We start from the raw sequence: 17,876 nt of genomic DNA on the forward strand, positions 1-17,876 counted from the left end.
CAAAGTGAGTTGACCAATGAAAACACTTTTAATTGTAGCGCATGCTCCTTCAGAAAATACGCAATTAATGGTTGAAGCGATCTTGAAAGGTGCACAGCATTCTGATATTGAACAGGTTAAAACAAGCTGGATACCGCCTTTAGAAACAACACCTGAGGATGTATTAGCATGTGATGCGATAATTTTGGGGACGACTGAAAATCTCGGTTATATGAGTGGAGCTTTGAAAGATTTTTTTGATCGCTGCTATTACCCTTGTCTGGAAGTAAAGCAGGGATTACCTTGTGCGTTATATGTTCGTGCTGGGAATGATGGAACTGGTACTTGTCGGGCAGTCGAATCGATCTGTACAGGTTTGCGTTGGAATTGGATTCGACCACCATTAGTGTGCCGTGGTGGCTGGCAATCAACGTTTCTTGACCAATGTGAAGAACTAGGTATGACAATGGCTGCCGGACTTGATGTTGGAATTTATTAATTCGCCTTTTACATTGCAGGAGTCATAGCTGTCATAGCATCATCCAACCCGATTGAATATCACCATGACTGACTCCTGAGCCACCAGGCTGTGTGAAAACTCTCAGAGTAAATTTTTTATGCGACGCTACGTGAATTAACAGGCTTTTACCTCAAACGTACTACAGAATTTAATCTACGGAGCCTTTTTACGTTGATATTATCCAATTACGCAAGTTCGAAATAGTTTTCACACAGGCTGCCACCATTGCTGCCAGTCACGAAGTTACATTGGGAGGAATTAAAAGTGAGCAAAGGAGGCAGCAGTGCCTCTGCACTCAAAAGGACAGCAGATCGTTAAGCTGACAGCAATAGTTTAATTTGATACGGAAGAAAATTTGGGATTAGGTCTCTTTGCATTAATTATACCAAATACCAACCTGCCCCCCATCTCTCACGATAAACAAATTTAAGCATCAGTAATAGGTCACCTAACTCAAACAAGCCGCTTCACATGTTGCCTGTGCTACTAAGCAAGCAACTAAACCAAGACCTGACGTTCCTGCTATACAAGCCAAAGAGCCAGTAAAACAAGCAGCTAAGCACCACGATTCTTTTCCTGGCCACCAGAATCCTAAACCACCTCCAAACTCAGGACGTAAGATTCTTGAATCAGATCTGTATGCAAACATAAATATCTCAGATTTGACTAATGCTTCAAGTTTTTCAATCGCAGGTAGCATCTTTGTATCAATTATTACAGGTGATGGTTCTTTATTATTAAACGTTAACAATGGACTATGCATTACTTCTTCACCACATGCTAAACAAGGTTTTCCTGGCAGCTTATTCACAAAAGCCATCGGTAATAATGGCACATCATCAATTGAGCCAGTAACAATTACTGAACTTTTAGATGCGGGTTGTGCAGATGTAACTAATATAGAAGCTCCTTTAACTTTAGGGCCAAATTTGGTGACTGCGTTTATATATCCGTCATTACCGTTTTGGATATTACGTGTAAATATGTGATTATCACCATTTCCTAACTCCATAAGAGCATTTTTTAAAACACCATCTGCTGCAAGTATAAGATTAAATCGAAGTTCTAATATCTGATCATTCAAATTAACAGACTGCTCGCACACCATCTCAAATGCCTTGCAATCTTGTATTTCTCGTATATAAATTGACATAAATCTCTCCTTTTTAGTCAATTGTTTTTTGAATATATAACCAGTTGGTCTAGGGGCATACAACGTTTAGCGTAGACAGCACAAAGTTTTACCCCGAATGGGTATAGCATAGACAACATCACCTAAGTTAGCTTCTTTGGTGGCAGGTGTGGGCATATGCAAATTCTTGTAGTCATTCGGTAATTTTTTAGTTCCATCCATTTCCATGATAGCGGGCGATTGGAGTAGAAAATAAAGGTAATTCATTTACCACCATAACAATAGTCAACAAAATCCAATTATTCAAAAATATACCACTTTTTTTGAATGCCTAATTAACTTACATTTATGCCCAACTTCAGTAGGTAATTTACAAACCTTAATAATTATCTCGCCTTTTTACGAGCGCTTATCAAACATATTTAGGCGCTTTACTACGGCTAAAGGCTCTGAATTGCCGGTAGTAACTCAAAAGCTACTGTCGGCTTTTGGCTAATAGTCGTCATAAGGCTCAACTAATATCCTATGACCGCTTTGGTGGCGTTGTTGCCAGATACCAGTTATGGATCTGGCACAATACCTAAGAGTCGATACTCTCTGAAATCTCAAGAGCATCATCAACTTCAATCCCTAAATACCTAACAGTGCTTTCAAGCTTTCGATGACCTAGCAACAATTGGCACGCTCGTAGATTTTTAGTTTTTTTGTATATCAATGATGGCTTCGTTCTTCTCATCGTATGAGTTCCATATTGGGTTTGATCTAAACCAATCATGGAAACCCAAGCATCAACAATTCTTCCATACTGACGTGTTGATAGGTGTTCTGATGAATGAATACGAGACTTGAATAAATAATCATTTGAGTTTAGTTGAAAATTTGTAATTAAAGTTTGAACTGAATTACGTGTATTTTCGGTAAGTTCAAATTGAACGGGTAATCCCGTCTTTTGTTGAACAATAATGGCTCTCGACTGAATAATTTTTCCGTGAGCAATATCTCGAATCTTTAGAGTAACTAAATCGCATCCTCTCAATTTACTATCGATAGCAAGGTTAAAAAGCGCAAGGTCTCTTATGTTATTCACTAATTCTAATCTGATTCGGATTGCCCAAATTTGTTGTAGCTTAAGTGGTGATTTTTGCCCAACAATTTTGTTTTTATTCCATGGCTAAGTTGGTTTATAAACGGTTAAAGAAAACATGATAGTTCTCCGTTATTAATGGAGAACTAAGTATGGTCTATTGTGAGCTTCAAGCTCAAAACTGCCGGTGGCAAGTCATATTGAAACGCTAACTTTTTCCATAAATACGATCATTCTCTGAATGAAATAACAACATCAGAATGGACTGTTTAGTGGTCTTACGCCAGTTTGATGGACATCTTAAATTGACCTGTTTTTAGGTTAAGAGGTGTAATGAATCAGAAAAGTGTTTACAAACGTTATAGTCCAGAGTTCAAGCGAACCACTGGAGAGGTACCTTAGCAAGGCAATATGACCAGTCTAATGGGTGATATGGGATTTAATGAATGGCGTTTTGAATAACTATTGACACTATTGGTCGCGGAAAAAAAAGTAACGTTATTCAGCCTGAATTGACCTTGGACCAGATGAACAGGGCTATTGCCACTTATTTCGAAGTAGCCGAGGTCGATAATACAACAATTTGTCAAGGGTCCTCAATAAGATAACGGTGCAAGAAAGTTGGCTATGTATTTCTGGAAGCAAGCAACTTGAGTCCTTTCCGTCCATTCACTATGAAATGTTATTGTTAGGAGGAAAGCCATTGATAGCCTTTATCTGTCAAACAAGAAAAACTCTAAATAGGCCCGGGAGCCTATTTAGAGTTAATTAAAATCCTTCGAAACACTATTAAAAGTGACCTTCGCAAGTGCCGTTATTTTCATCACTATTAGTTTCGTCGGGGCAAGTGGTATTACTCCAAATAACATTTGGCACGTTAGCACCAACTAAATTGGAGTATGCCAAGCTTGAATTAGTGAAATTGGCACCATCGAGATTGGCACCGTTAAAGTCAGTTGCAATAATGCTAACGCCACTAAAATTTACATTTCTTAAATCAGAATTGATTAAGTTAGCTTCCGATAATGGGGCACCGCCGTATCCACCTTCCATATTACTTTTGTCGCATCCGTGCCAGTTGACATTTGCTTGTGGCATAGAGTGGCAGTGTTGAAGTCCTTCAAGTTGTGCAGTTCGAGCCATAAGTATCGCAACATTACTTTCGAGGGTGGCTACGCGTTCACTGAGACCTTTCCCGTTTCCAGCAGAGACACCATAAGATGCAAAGACAGCTATTATTGCAGTTGTGATTAGTTTGTTTTTCATTTTTTACCCTTTCTCGTTGATTTATATTGTTTTTATTTGTCAATTAATCAATGCTATCATCCTTAATAAGGCGTACATAATAAGTAAAGCCAGAAACATTACCGCTCTATAGAAAAATAACTTCATCTTTAAAATCATAATTTTATTAATTGAACTTTGAGTGTAGCAGTGAGAGATGGGGAAGCAAATTAGCAGGAAATGAACTTTGAAATTAAATTTTTTAGTAGTATTAATTCATTAACTAACTAAACATTAGCTGAAATTAGATTAGTAGCCGAGTTAGTACCTGATAATACCAAGTACGATAAAAAATTCATCCCACATTCCGAAAAACCCGAGTTACTATAACAACGACAAGATAATTGGGATTTGGTGATTTAAAAATATTGATCTCTATTCCCTTGAAGGTATAGCAAATGCCTAATTTACGTAATATTGCCTATGTTAGCGTTAACTGATAAATGATGAATGACGGGTTTGGTGGCAGCCTGTGTGAAAACTATTTCGAACTTGCGTAATTGGATAATATCAACGTAAAAAGGCTCCGTAGATTAAATTCTGTAGTACGTTTGAGGTAAAACCACCTGTTAATTCACGTAGCGTCGCATAAAAAATTTACTCTGAGAGTTTTCACACAGCCTGGTGGCCAAGCGGACTATTGGTTGTGGTGAATTCAATGCGAAATTAGGTCTTCTTTGTGGCAGAAGTGATCATTAGAAGCCAATCTCGTTTAGTGCTTGGTAGTCTCACACATTATACGTAGTCACATTTGATGTTAATTTTTTCACATCGTGACGCGATTCACATTTTTCATGACATCTCGACACAACAGGTTCTAATGTATGCTTGCAGGTAAAAGACATTTCAGGACGGGACAGAGTAAACAAAAAAGGCCGAGCAAGTTATAAATTATTTATAAACTACTCGGCCTTTTGTTTTGTTCTACTATTTTTGTAGGTATAGCTTTGTTTTATTTTTTACCTAATAGGGTGAAAATTTTCTTGGCAATGTCAGTGTTATCTTGAAAACCTGAAAAAATTTCACTGCCTTTGCCAAAGGCAAATACAGGCACATCGATACCGGTATGGGTACCTGAAGGACTAATGGATCCCCAACCTGTGTTGGTTTTTACATCAATAATTTTGGTGATAACATTAAGTACAGACTGGTATGGTTTAGGCTTTCTTTTACTTTTCTTCACATCAGCAGCTAATAATTTAAATTGCTTAACAATCAGGTGATCAGCAAGTTTAGCTTGTTGTAAATTTTCCATATCTGTGGCTGTTATGTTAAATGACAGCAACTCACCCAGTTGTGTGAGAGATAACTCCTTATCCATAAACCGTTTTGCTATTGTTTCTGGTGACATGGTCATACTGCGTAAAAATTCTGGCTTCCATAAATATTTACTGTTGATATTAGCGTTAGAACGTTCAGTTTTTTTACCAATACTTAACCCACCAGTACTATGATCGGCTGTGATCACCACTAATGTATCTGGATGTTCTTTAACATAAGTTTCAAGGTACTCTAAGGTTTTGGCTAAATCGTCCATTTCATGCATAGCGGCGGCAATATCTCGAGCGTGTCCGCCATAGTCAATTCGGCTACCTTCAATTAACATGAAGAAGCCGTTATCATTTTCTAATTGCTTTGTTGCCGCTTGTGTCATCATTGATAAACGGTACTTGTTAGTATCATCCAAGGCCCAAGGTAAACCGGTTTTATCAAACAAACCTAGTACGGGTTTATTTGCTGGAATAGAGCTTATTTCACTATATTTATCAATGTAGTGGAAACCTGATTGTATAAATTCATCGACAATATTTCTATCTTCACGGATAAAGTATTTCCAGCCACCACCAAAATATAAGTCGGCTTTGATACCATCATCAATGTAACTGTCGGCAATAGCATTGTAATTATAGCGATGAACATTATGAGCTAAATAAGCAGCAGGGGTGGCGTGATTAATTTGCAAGGTAAGCACAACACCGGTTTTTTTGCCACTTTGTTTGGCATATTCCAAAACGGTTTCAACTGGCTGTTTGTTAACATTGACGCCGATAGCGCCATTATAGCTTTTAATACCGGTTGATAATGCAGTAGCGCTAGCCGCTGAGTCGGTAATGTAACCTGACTCAGCGGCTGGGTAGGTACTGCTATTACCCACAAAGTGACGGTCAAAAACTGTTTGTTCTATTTCAGGTGTATTAGGGTCGTCATGAAAATAGCGATAGGCACTGGTATATGCTGGGCCCATACCATCACCAATAATCATAATGATATTTTTCGGGCTATCTGCAATAGTGTTTGTTTTAGCATCATCAGATGCTTGTAGCTGACCACAAGACAATATCATCAAGCTGGTTAATAAGGTTGGAATGAATTTTTTCATATTGATTTCCGCTAAATATTATTGGTAAATATAACTGTTTAACCGAGTTGAATTTAACTCAGTCGAATTTAACTCTGTCGATGTAGAACAGTTATTTATTAATTGGATTTTTAAACTCTAGGTCCACCCAAACAAGTCGGTGATCTGACGAGGCAGCACGGTCTTTAATTAAACGAAACTCAGCTTCATTTTCTTTTGGCCAGAAGATACCTGAGCCAAGTACGTTAAATTGTGCTTTTGCAGGCAAAACATAATCGGCTCGCATGCCCCAAAATGCCGTGTGATATTTTGCATTTGCATTATTATTTCGCTGTAACTTTCCACCTTCACTACTTGGCTTGGCATCAATAATACGCGGATGATTGATTAAGCGCTTAATGCCCGATTTTATTGCATTACCATCTATAGGATCGGCATTTAAATCACCTAATATAACAAAAGCTTTATCTTGAGCTAAACCACCAAAGTGCTTATTGTCGTCATAAATATAACTGGCAGCACTCGGGGTTAGGTAATCAGTCCAAAAACGTATTTCATCAAAGTTTCGTTTACCGTTTCTGTCTTCTGGTCCATCAAATACCGATGGGGTAGGATGGCTTGCCAAAATGTGCACTTCATTACCATTGACGTTCAATGGTATATCCCAGTGAGATTTAGATGATAGTCTAAAATTACTCCACGCTTGTTCATTATACCAAGGTATTTTTGAGTCAGGATTTATGGGTATTAAGGCGTTTGGCATATCGCGCCATTTAAACAGTTGAAATGTTCTGATTTGGTCTTCAACAATAGGATGTTTCGATAACAATGCCATGGCAAAATGCCCTGAAAAAAGCCCATAACCATAGGCATCACTGGGTAATTCACCTACTTTGTTGTCATTATTTAAGTCATCACCAGAAACAACACCCGTATTAGAGGGGCCTTGATAAAAATAGGGGTAGTTAACCGCAGTGTTATCTTGCTGACTTTTTGCTAAATAATCGCTTAAAAAGCGTTTCAGTGATTGATGTTTAGGGTCATTACCGTCAAATTCATTCAATAAAATAATATCAGGATTTACGCGTTGAATAATTTCAGCAATATTTTTAATTTGTTGATGATTTTCTACTAACGCTGCGGCTAACTCATGTCCTGTGGGCTTTTGTTCTTTGCCTAATGCTGAAGGTAAGTAATTTAATGCTTCCATGCTGACATTGAAAGTAGCAATGCGTAAGCTTGAACTTGAATTATTTAACGTTTGTGACATAGCAATACCTGAATAGACTAACAACATAGTTGTTACTAGATAGCTTAATACTCGCATATAAATTCCTATTTTAGGCCGCAACCCCGTAAGATAAAATCAGTTAAAAACTCGGTTACTTGGGTTATATCGTCTTCTTCGTAATCGGCACGATTCATAATGGTTAATATTTGTTGTTCAAAATCAGCATAATGTTGAGTTGAAGACCAAATTAAGAAAATAAGTTTTACCGGGTCAACATTTTTCATTTCACCGCTATCGATCCACACTTGAAATACTTTAGCTTTTTCTCTTACCCATTGGCGTAAATAAGTGCGAGAAAACTCTTTTAAATGTAATGCCCCTTGTATGATTTCCATGGCATAAATTTTTGATGCCTGAGGGTGTTCAAAAGACATTTTTACTTTTGAAGCAATAAATTTTTCAATCGCCACAACAGGACCGTCGTTAATATCAAGTTCACCAATACCTTGATCCCAGGTATCTAAGGTTAACTGTAATACCGCATGATAAATATTTTCTTTATTTTTGAAATAATATAATACGTTTGCTTTAGGCAGATTTGCGCTATCGGCAATAGATTGAACGGTAGCACCTTTAAAGCCTTGGAGAATAAACTCTTTTTGTGCCGCCGCTAAAATGACAGCTTCACTTCGGGCCCGAATACTTCCTTGCTTTTCATTGCTGGTATGGCTGGTATTGTTGCTCACGCGAATAACCTTTTTCTTTATATTTTTATATTCATTAACACTATTTTACTAGGTTAATATTACAATTGTTAGCTTATGCTCAGCCGATAAAAAATTACTATGTTAACTATTAACACTGTTAGCCATTTTATGGATTGAATCTGGTACATATATCAATAAACTCATGCTGAGGAGTTAAAAACTGGTCAGTTTAAGTTAAATATAGTGTTACGAGACTGTTTAAACAGTTTTGTCTTATTTCATCAGCATTTTTTGAATTTTTTAAAAATAGTTTACCTATGGTTAATTTATATTAGTTAATACAGGCCTTTATTAACTGAGCTAAAATCATACTTTATTTTATCTTGACCAAATGGTTTGTTTTTATCATGTTTTGTTATAGTTAATCTATTTTAATGTAACTATAGTTATAAGCTGTTTTTATGCCTGTTTTAATAACAAGGCTAGGCTGTTGTTATTTATAGCTTTAAGCGCATTCGCTTTGTTTTGCTGTGCTGTGAAGTTAAAAAATTTAAATTCACAGCAAGTACCCTGTAAAGTTTTGTAATGAAAATGTAAGAAAACTCTGTTTTAATTTCACCGAGTTAGCATTAAAAAAATAATAAATAGCTTGAAATGAGCTCAGTAAAACTTACATAAACACTTAACAAATAAAATTTTAACTTACACCAAGGAATAATATGATGAAAAATCATCGTCTCTCAAGGATTACTGGCGCAATTGTACTTGCGCTTGGATTGTCAACATCGGCCATGGCTGATGATACGTCATCGTCAATGCGCGGTAACATTCTAACCAACAATGGCAGTATTGTTACTGATGCAACTATTACTATTGTTCACGAACCTTCAGGTACTCGTAAAACTTTAAAAGTTAACGACACAGGTAATTTTTCTGCACAAGGTTTGCGTGTTGGTGGTCCATATACCGTCACTATCGACTCTGATATTTATGCCGACAAAACACTTAAAGGTATTTACATTACTTTAGGTGATGTATTTCGAATCAGTGAAGTATTAGAAGATACTAATATTGAGCGTATTGCAGTAACCGGTTCTTCAACATTTTTTGACCCGTCAAAAGGCTCATCAAGTGTCTTTAGTGGTGATGCTTTAACTAAATCAGCCGCATTTAACCGTGATTTAAAAGACATTGTTCGACAAAATCCAATGGCCGTTGTTGGTAATGATGGTAATACCTTATCTTTAGCAGGTAGTAACCCTAAATATAACAGTTTAGCGGTTGACGGTGTGAACCTTAACGATGACTTTGGTTTAGCAGGTAACGGTTACCCAACAGAACGTTCTCCGATTGCTTTTGATTCAATTGCTCAAATCAGTGTTGCTATCGCGCCATTTACCGCCAAAGAAGGTGGTTTTTCTGGTGGTAAAGTTAGTGTAGTGACTAAATCGGGTACTAACGAATTTCATGGTTCTATGTTTATTGAGCAAGCTAAAGATGCTTGGGCAGGGACACCTGAAACAGATGATGGCGATAAAATTGCTTTAAAATTTGATGAAGAGACTTGGGGGGCAACTTTCGGTGGTCCAATTATTAAAGACAAACTCTTCTTCTTCGCGTCATACGAAACTTTTGAATCACCCAGTTCGGTAGATAAAGGCCCGTCAGATTCAAATGTAGCCAACAAAGTTAACCAAGTGTCGCAAGCAGAAGTTGATCGTGTGGTCAATATTGCTCAAGATAAATATGGTTATGATGCCGGTAGTTGGGATAACTCTATTCCACTAGAAGATGAAAAATATTCATTGAAGTTAGATTGGAATATTAATGAAGATCATCGCGCGACTTTTACCTATGCTCATGGCTCTAGTAATAGCGCGGGTAATCAGGGTAGTGGTAGATCTGATGAATTGTATCTATCTTCTCATTGGTATAATCGCTCTAACGAGTTTGACACTTATGTTGCTCAAGTATTTTCAAACTGGAATCAAGACTTTTCAACAGAAGTTAAGGTCTCGAAAAAAGAATCTATTAACGGTCAAGTATCATTAGGTGGCTATGAATTTGGTGAAGTTAAAATTGACACCGTTAATGGCGGCGAAATTATGTTGGGCGCTGATGACAGTCGCCACGCAAACCAGTTAACCAATGAGACCTTACAAGTGCGTATCAGTGGTGATTATTTGTATGAAGATCATGCGATTTCATTTGGTTGGGAATACGAAAAAGTAGATGTTTATAACCTCTTTATGCAACACTTTCTAGGTTCTTGGTATTTTAATAGTATTGATGATTTTGAAGCGGGTAAAGCTGACTGGTTTGAATACCAAAATAATCCAAGTTTAAATCGTGATGATGCCGCCGCTGAATTTGCGCTTGAAAATCACGCTTTTTATATTGAAGATAGTTGGGATGTCAATGATTCACTGAACGTAACTTATGGTTTACGTTATGAATCAACGGTCAATGATGAGGCACCAAACTTTAATGAAAGCTTCTTCGATCGCTATGCTTATGCAAATAATGAAAATCTTGACGGTCTAGATATTATTTTACCACGTTTTGGCTTTACTTGGAGCGCAACTGATGACTTAACTATCCGTGGTGGCGCGGGTCTGTTTAGTGGTGGCCGTCCAAATGTATTCATCTCAAATGCGTTCAGTAATGACGGTTCTAGAATTGCGTTATACCGTAGTTTTGGCGATGACATTGCAGCAAACACCTTCTTACAAGATGCAGACCCAAGCGGTATTCCGCAGCACGCACAAGATCAAATTGCACAATCTGAGTTAGGTGGACCAAACTCTAACATTGATGCCATTGATCCAAATTTTGAAATACCTACTACGTGGCAATATAGTATAGCCGCAGATTATGTTGCTAATCTGAGTGACATAGGTTTAGGTGACGATTGGCGTATTAGTGGTGAAGTGCTTTACAAAGACATTCAAAAAGATATGGCTTGGTCTGATCTTTCGCGCACATTAGATACCTCAAAAGGTAATAATGGTTTAACGGTTGAAGGTCGTCCGATTTACACTTTTGCCATCGCTGACAGAGATGCCCGTGATGTATTATTAACCAATACGTCTGGTGGTCATACGATAATTGAAACACTGAGTATTGCAAAGAACTGGCAGAGCGGTATTAAAGCTAACTTTTCATATACCCATTCAACCATTCGCAACCGTGTAGATGCCACAGGCACTTCGTCAAACACTGCATATAACTATAACCCGGTAGTTGACCCTGAGCATCCTGGTATAGGTACATCAGCATATCAAGTTAAACATCGTTTAACGTTCAACCTTTCATATAACGCTGAAGTGTTTGAAGGTTATAACACAGGTATGCACATGTTTTGGGAGCGTAAGTCAGGTCGTCCATTTAGTTACTTGTTAGGTTATAACAACCGTGACGGTTTATCAGGCAACTTAGATCTTACTACTGCTAACTTACCCTATATTCCAACGGGTGCGAGCGACGGTGCGGTCGATTTTGATAATGGCTTAAGCTACGACGACATTATGGCTGAGTTAGCAACAGCGGGTATTAGCGCTGATGGTGGTTATCTTGACAAGAATGCTTATACAGCGCCTTGGACAACGACGATGGATTTACGCTTTGAACAAGAAATCCCAGGTTTCTTAGCTGGGCATAAAGGTTTGTTCTATGTTGATATTAAAAACGCATTAGCTATTTTTGATGAAGGTGCTGCACGTGTTTACCAATTACCCTATGGTCAATCTGCAACAGAATTACTCGATTACAGCATTAATGATGACGGTCAATACGTGTACGAAAGTGCAAATATTTCTGCAGGAGAGACGCCTGCTAGATTTAAAGATCGTGAGTCTACATGGTCTATGAAGATTGGTGTTAAATATACTTTCTAATTATTTATAAAACGTGCTAAAAAAGCCAGCAGGAATGTTGGCTTTTTTTTTATCTTTTAATCTACCGTTAAGTAACCTGCTAGAAAGTAAGTTGATTACAATACGTGGTAATAGATTTTATTTAACGCTGTTTTCAGTTGCATTTCTCCTACTGATTTACTACGATAGAACACAAGTTGACCACTTGGTCAGATAAAGGCTTTTATAATGTCAAATATTGAAAATAATGTAATATCAAGACTGATTAATGCAGCGAAAGAGGGCTTTGAAAGCGCCTATGCACCCTATAGTAACTTTTATGTTGGTGCGGCAGCGTTAACAGCTAGCGGTAAAATAGTGAAAGGCTGCAATGTAGAGAATGCTTCTTACGGCCTAACCGTTTGTGCTGAACGTAATTGTTTAGCACAAGGGGTTATTTCAGGTGAACAAGCATTTTTAGCCATCGTCATTTATACTAATCAAGAAAAATTAACGCCACCTTGTGGTGCTTGTCGACAGGTTATTGTTGAATTTTTAGCACCCGATGCACTTGTTATGGCGGTTAATCACAACAATGATAAAAAGCAATGGACAGTTAATGAATTATTACCTGATGCTTTTACGCCGAAAGATTTACTTGAAAAATAAGGATTTTAGTTCATGTTATTACCGCAAGAAATAATTCGCACCAAACGTGATGGTGGTTCACTCTCCCAAGCACAAATTCAAAGCTTTGTTGATGGTTTAGTTACCTTAGATTTTAATGATGCACAAGCGGGTTCAATGGCCATGGCGATTTTTCAAAAAGGCATGCAAACCCGTGAAATTATCGACTTTACCATGGCGATGAAAAATTCAGGTGATGTGTTGTCATGGCCAGAATTAGACGGCCCAGTCGTTGATAAACATTCAACCGGTGGTGTTGGTGATAAGGTCAGCTTTATGTTAGCGGCTATTGTGGCTGCTTGTGGTGCTTATGTTCCCATGATTGCAGGGCGTGGCTTGGGCCACACCGGCGGAACAGCGGATAAACTAGAAAGTATCGCCGGCTTTAATGTCCAACCCAGTACTGCTGAATTTAAAGCGATTGTAAAAGATTTGGGCATGGCGATTATCTCTCAAACGGATAATTTAGCGCCGGCAGACAAACGTTTATATGGCATACGCGATATTACTGCCACGGTGGAGTCTATTCCGTTAATCACTGCGTCTATATTGTCGAAAAAATTAGCAGCAGGGCTTGATACTTTAGTCATGGACGTCAAAGTGGGTAACGGCGCTATGATGTCAAATATTGCTGATGCTAAAGCGCTAGCGCAAAGTATTGTTAATGTGGCTAATGGCGCCGGTGTGCCGACACAAGCGATTATCACTGATATGAACCAAGTGTTAGGTGCAACCGCGGGTAATGCCTTGGAAATGGCCGAAACGGTTAAATATTTAACTGGCTCGCTGCGTGAACCTCGCTTACATGCCGTGGTGGTTGCATTAGCTAAAGCTATGTTAGTTAGCGCAAAAGTGGTGGATAATGAAGATGCCGCATTAGTAAAAATTAACCATGCACTGACCTCTGGCGCTGCAGCTGAAATATTCAGTAAAATGATCCATGCCTTGGGTGGTCCAAGTGACTTTATGGAAGATCCTTGGCGTTCAATGCAACGCGCCGCATGTATTAAGGATGTTATTGCCCTAGATCACGGTTATATTAATGGTATGCAAACCCGTGATATTGGCTTGGCTGTGGTGGGCTTAAAAGGTGGACGCACAGCAAATGGTCAGCAAATTGATCATAGTGTTGGTTTTGACAGAGTATTACCCATTGGCACCTTAGTTAACCGCGGTGATGTGGTGGCTCGAGTGCATGCTAGAGATGAAAGCTCTGCACTACTAGCTAGTCTACAGTATCAAGGGGCTTTAGTGATTGATGACAAGCAAGCTGAGCAACAAGCGGTTATTTATCAAACCATTTCCGCTTAGTTTTAATAAATTTAGTGTTAATAAACTTTGTATTAATAGAGTCGTGTTAATAAATTAGCGCTATTGAAATAAGCACAACAAAAAAGGAATGCCATGGCATTCCTTTTTACGAGTTATGTTTAATGTAAATAGGGTAGTTGCTTAGTTAATGCCAAACAAGGGCTTTAAAGTGCCGGCGACATAAAGACTCATAACGCTCATTACCACCGACTTCTATTTGCTTGCCACCTTTAACCGCATTGCCATGTTCATCACAGCGCATAACAAAATTTGCTTTTTTTCCGCAATGACAAATGGTTTTTAATTCTACTAATTTATCGGCCCAGGCGAGCAGTGCTGCACTACCAACAAAGGTTTCACCGAGAAAGTCGGTACGAATACCATAAGCTAAAACAGGCACTTTTAATTCATCGACAATATCGGTTAATTGCCTAACTTGCTGTGTAGTTAAAAACTGGGCTTCATCAATTAATATACAAGCAATTTTGCTACTACTTATTTGGCATTTTACTTGCTCGAAAATGTTTGATTTATCGTCAAATAATAATGCGTCAGCATGGATACCTAATCGAGATGAGACTTTACCTTTGGCAAACCTATCGTCAATTTGTGCGGTGAACAGCAATGTGTTTAAACCACGTTCACGATAATTATACGAAGACTGCAATAAGTGAGTCGATTTACCGGCATTCATGGTTGAATAATAAAAATATAATTGCGCCATCGCTATATTGATATCCTAATTAGGGTTGTTGGGGGCTATATAACCTGTTGGGTGCAATGTACTTAATAGCTTGTTGGCTCAGCCGTTTTATTACTCGACCCTAAGGTATTAAGTAAGTTGATTAATAGGCTGCTGGCGCCAAATCTAAAGTGAGCTTTAGTCGCCCAGTCTGCGCCTAAAATATTAGCCGCTAAATCAAGATAAACCGCAGCATCTTCAGCGTTTTTTACGCCACCAGCAGGTTTAAAACCTACCTGAATATTTTTAGCTTTAATGACCTTTAGCATCAATTTAGCTGCCCTAGGTGTGGCATTTACTGCAACTTTACCGGTTGAGGTTTTAATAAAGTCAGCACCGGCAGCGATACAAATTTCACTCGCTTGAGTAATAAGCTGGTCAGTTTTAAGCTCACCGGTTTCAATGATAACTTTCAGTTTGGTGTTATTGCCACAAGCTTGTTTGCAGGCTTTTACAAGTTCAAAGCCCACCTTGTTATTACCCTTTATTAGGGCGTTGTAAGGAAATACAACATCGACTTCATCTGCGCCATAGGCAACAGCGGCTTTAGTTTCAGCGACAGCAATATCAATATCGTCGTTACCGTGTGGGAAGTTAGTCACAGTAGCAATTTTTATCTCAGGCGTACCTTGTGCCGCTAAGGTTTTTTTTGCTAAGGGCACAAAACGCGGGAAGATACAGATAGCGGCAGTGTTACCACAAGGTGATTTAGCCTTTTGGCAGAGCTGAATAATATCATCGGCACTTTCAACGTCAGTTAAACTGGTTAAATCCATCATGTTAAGTGCACGCTGTGCGTATTGTTCAATAGTACTCATCTTCACCTCAAAACCCAAATTGCCCACTAATAACTGATAACTAACCCCAAATAACTGAGAGCTGACAGCTTAAACCTGAAAGCTAGTCCCTAAAAGCTTTTAGTTAATTATAAACTAACAAAAACGCCAGCAATAGCGGCGCTCATTAAGTTAGCCATAGTTGCTGCTAACATGGCTTTCATACCTAGTCGTGCAATGTCAGGGCGACGATTAGGTGCCATTGAGCCGATACCCCCCAATAAAATGGCAATGGAAGATAAGTTAGCAAAGCCGCATAAAGCAAAGGTAATAATCGCTTGAGTTGTTGGGGAAAGGGTATCTTTAATTTCAACAAAGTTTACGTAGGCAAAGAATTCATTGACGACAATTTTTTGGCCGATAAAGCTGCCTGCTTGTAACATCTCGTCGAATGGCACGCCAATAAGGTAGGCAAAAGGGGCAAAAATGTAGCCCAGTAGCCATTCAATGGTTACGCCTTCAAAGCCTAATAAGCTGCCAAAACCTGACACCATGGCATTAAGTAATGCAATAATGGCAATAAAGGCAAGCAACATGGCGCCAACGTTAACCGCCAGTTTTAAACCTGAAGCGGCACCTGTGGCAGCAGCATCAATAACATTAACCGGTTTAGCTTCTGCTTCAGCCAACTCTACATCACTGTAATCATTGTTAATGACCTCTGTTTCAGGCATGAGTAGCTTTGCCATCAGTAAGCCACCAGGCGCTGCCATAAACGATGCAGCAATTAAGTATTCAAGTTTAACACCTAAGCCAGCATAGCCAGCCAATATAGAGCCTGCAACCGAGGCTAAACCACCGACCATAATGGCAAAAAGCTCTGATTGACTCATTTTGGCGATATAAGGGCGGATAACTAAGGGGGCTTCTGTTTGGCCAACAAATATATTAGCCGTGGCAGATAATGACTCAGGTTTAGAGGTTTTTAATAGTTTTTGTAAGCCACCGCCGATAATTTTTACTACCCATTGCATAATATTAAGATAGTAAAGTACTGCGATAAGCGATGAGAAAAAGATAATCACCGGCAGTACACGAATAGCAAAAACAAAGCCAACGCCGTTATCAAACATGGCATCGGTGCCTAAACCACCAAACAAGAAGTTTATGCCGGCTTGTGCACTGTTGATAACCTGTTGAACGCCATTGGTTATCGAGCCTAAAATATCTTTACCAAAGGGCACATAAAGTACAAATGCACCGAGTAATATCTGTAATGCAAAAGCAAAACCTACGGTTCGCCAATTAATTGCGCTGCGATCTTTAGAGAAAAAGACCGCCACTGCCAATAACGCGAAAATGCCAATGACGCCCCTAAGTGCACCTAATTCCATAATTACCTCATAAATTGTTTTGTTATCGTTATTATATTTATTTTAATGACATCAATTTTTAATTTTATTGCTTGTTCAAATTTAAAGACGTCTCTGCATGAGTTGACGAATTTTGGCTTTTAGCATTTCTATTGCCATTCTATTTTTACCACCACGCGTCACTACAATATCGGCGAAGAGTTTATTTGGCTGTATATGCTGGTGGTACATAGGTCGAACTGTGGTTAAATATTGTTCGGTAATTGACGCTATGCTGCGAGAACGTTCAAGGGTATCTCGCTTTATTCTACGCACTAGACAAATATCGAGCGGGGTATCAATATATATTTTAATATCAAATTTGTCTCTCAGTTCTTCATCGGCAAATAAAAGAATACCTTCAATTAAAATGATGGGTGTGGGTGCTAAATGTTGATTTTCATCTAATCGAGTATGCGTTTTATAACAATAGGTGGGTATATCAACGCTTTCATTGGCACTTAACTGGCTTAAATGTTGCGACAACAAACTATGTTCAAAAGCGTTAGGGTGATCATAATTTGTCTTTATACGTTCTGCCATCGAGAGATGGGATTGATGCTTGTAGTAAGCATCTTCTTTGATAATAGCAATACCACTTGACCCTAGCTCAGGTAACAGTTCATCGTAAATAGTTTGCGCAAAAAGTGATTTACCAGATGCCGAAGCACCGGTTACCGCAATAATCGTCGGTTTATTGGTTTGCAAAACAGAGAGCCTTAAAATGTGATTAAAAAAGGGTTAAGTTATTATTTATTGTGATGCTGTTGTGGATAAGTCAACGCATTCATATTATGA

Annotated in this window: 14 protein-coding genes; 4 read left to right on the forward strand and 10 right to left on the reverse strand. The window is 38.5% G+C overall.

Annotated features, from left to right (window positions below; all coding sequences use genetic code 11):
* Positions 1-16 precede the first annotated feature (16 nt).
* A complete protein-coding gene (locus tag H4J54_RS02350) occupies positions 17-478 on the forward strand; it encodes a flavodoxin family protein (protein WP_182189225.1) in 462 nt (153 codons plus the stop codon).
* 469 nt (positions 479-947) lie between these two features.
* Here the strand turns inward: H4J54_RS02350 and H4J54_RS02355 are convergent, their stop codons facing one another.
* The 6 genes from H4J54_RS02355 to H4J54_RS02380 form a co-directional block, all read right to left on the reverse strand.
* On the reverse strand, positions 948-1,652 hold the full coding sequence (locus H4J54_RS02355; protein ID WP_182189226.1) for a hypothetical protein: 705 nt from the start codon (positions 1,650-1,652) through the stop codon (positions 948-950).
* 559 nt (positions 1,653-2,211) lie between these two features.
* Entirely contained in the window at positions 2,212-2,784 is a 573-nt protein-coding gene (locus tag H4J54_RS02360) for a tyrosine-type recombinase/integrase (protein WP_182189626.1), read from the reverse strand.
* Positions 2,785-3,504: 720 nt separating this feature from the next.
* Positions 3,505-3,981, reverse strand: coding sequence for a pentapeptide repeat-containing protein (locus H4J54_RS02365; protein ID WP_182189227.1), 477 nt, complete (start codon positions 3,979-3,981; stop codon positions 3,505-3,507).
* A gap of 970 nt (positions 3,982-4,951) precedes the next feature.
* Positions 4,952-6,379, reverse strand: a complete 1,428-nt coding sequence (locus tag H4J54_RS02370) for an alkaline phosphatase (protein WP_182189228.1) — start codon at positions 6,377-6,379, stop codon at positions 4,952-4,954.
* Between the two features lie 91 nt (positions 6,380-6,470).
* Complete coding sequence (locus H4J54_RS02375) at positions 6,471-7,655, reverse strand: endonuclease/exonuclease/phosphatase family protein (RefSeq protein WP_182189627.1); 1,185 nt, start codon at positions 7,653-7,655, stop codon at positions 6,471-6,473.
* Between the two features lie 38 nt (positions 7,656-7,693).
* Entirely contained in the window at positions 7,694-8,335 is a 642-nt protein-coding gene (locus tag H4J54_RS02380; RefSeq protein ID WP_182189229.1) for a TetR/AcrR family transcriptional regulator, read from the reverse strand.
* Positions 8,336-9,015: 680 nt separating this feature from the next.
* On the opposite strand from H4J54_RS02380, the gene H4J54_RS02385 reads away from it, so the two are divergent.
* The 3 genes from H4J54_RS02385 (at position 9,016) to deoA (ending at position 14,148) form a co-directional block, all read left to right on the forward strand.
* Complete coding sequence (locus tag H4J54_RS02385) at positions 9,016-12,192, forward strand: TonB-dependent receptor (RefSeq protein ID WP_182189230.1); 3,177 nt, start codon at positions 9,016-9,018, stop codon at positions 12,190-12,192.
* Positions 12,193-12,399: 207 nt separating this feature from the next.
* On the forward strand, positions 12,400-12,819 hold the full coding sequence (locus H4J54_RS02390; RefSeq protein WP_182189231.1) for a cytidine deaminase: 420 nt from the start codon (positions 12,400-12,402) through the stop codon (positions 12,817-12,819).
* A gap of 12 nt (positions 12,820-12,831) precedes the next feature.
* Complete coding sequence (gene deoA / locus H4J54_RS02395) at positions 12,832-14,148, forward strand: thymidine phosphorylase (protein WP_182189232.1); 1,317 nt, start codon at positions 12,832-12,834, stop codon at positions 14,146-14,148.
* 145 nt (positions 14,149-14,293) lie between these two features.
* Here deoA and H4J54_RS02400 read toward each other — a convergent pair whose 3' ends face one another.
* From H4J54_RS02400 to udk, 4 genes are all read right to left on the reverse strand, one after another.
* On the reverse strand, positions 14,294-14,872 hold the full coding sequence (locus H4J54_RS02400) for a thymidine kinase (protein WP_182189233.1): 579 nt from the start codon (positions 14,870-14,872) through the stop codon (positions 14,294-14,296).
* A 62-nt stretch (positions 14,873-14,934) separates the two neighbouring features.
* Positions 14,935-15,708 carry a deoxyribose-phosphate aldolase gene (gene deoC / locus H4J54_RS02405; protein ID WP_182189234.1) on the reverse strand — a complete coding sequence of 258 codons (774 nt, stop codon included), beginning with the start codon at positions 15,706-15,708 and terminating at the stop codon, positions 14,935-14,937.
* A 107-nt stretch (positions 15,709-15,815) separates the two neighbouring features.
* Positions 15,816-17,060: a NupC/NupG family nucleoside CNT transporter gene (locus H4J54_RS02410; RefSeq protein ID WP_182136812.1), complete on the reverse strand. Its 1,245-nt coding sequence runs from the start codon at positions 17,058-17,060 to the stop codon at positions 15,816-15,818.
* 81 nt (positions 17,061-17,141) lie between these two features.
* A complete protein-coding gene (gene udk / locus H4J54_RS02415) occupies positions 17,142-17,786 on the reverse strand; it encodes a uridine kinase (protein ID WP_182189235.1) in 645 nt (214 codons plus the stop codon).
* Positions 17,787-17,876: the final 90 nt, after the last annotated feature.

The organism is Colwellia sp. MB3u-8, from assembly GCF_014076985.1.
Taxonomy (GTDB): Bacteria; Pseudomonadota; Gammaproteobacteria; order Enterobacterales; family Alteromonadaceae; genus Cognaticolwellia.